Raw genomic sequence first — 556 nt, 5'->3', positions numbered from 1 at the left:
GTCGAAGAACCGAGTCAATTTCCTGAACTGGGGAGCTGCTAAGGGTGTATGGAAGAAGAACAGGCGGTGTTTTTCCATAGACTGCTTCATATGGTGTCCTTTGAGATGTGGTATTGTACCACCAGAGCGCTGCTAGGAAATCCATAGAAATAGTTGGCCAAAGCTGTGTAGGGATGGCCACGGGTTTGAGCAATCCCGAAAGGAGTGTCGTTTCCCCCTTGTTGACTTGGAAAGTATCATCGTCAGCCACCATCTGTTGAATTGTCCTTTTCATGCCCTGCCAAAAGAAGTTACGCCGTGCCCGTTCATACGTTTTGAGGAACCCAGAGTGCCCTGCCGATGGAGAAGCATGGAGTTCATAGAAGACAGCCTGTTGAAGATCTGTGCTCTGGGGAAGCACCAGACGACCCTTGTATCGCAGAGAAGCACCATCCCAAGAGTAATGTGCCTTTATTTGACTTTTTTCAGCCCAATTTGATTTTTTCCTCTTTGTTTGGCTTTTTTTGTCTCTGTTCGATTTACCTCTAGTTGGTTTGATTTTTTTCACGATCATTTT

The 556-nt window shown here is 46.0% G+C and carries 1 protein-coding gene; it reads right to left on the bottom strand.

What is annotated here, in order from left to right; genetic code table 11:
* A partial coding sequence (locus D9T19_RS14460; protein ID WP_162984618.1) for an integrase zinc binding domain-containing protein occupies positions 1-556 on the bottom strand: 556 nt, incomplete at both ends.

Source organism: Poseidonibacter antarcticus (genome assembly GCF_003667345.1).
In the GTDB taxonomy this organism is placed as follows: Bacteria; Campylobacterota; Campylobacteria; order Campylobacterales; family Arcobacteraceae; genus Poseidonibacter; species Poseidonibacter antarcticus.
The sequence above is the reverse complement of the archived record's forward strand: the minus strand, read 5'-3'. Positions and strand labels throughout refer to the sequence as shown.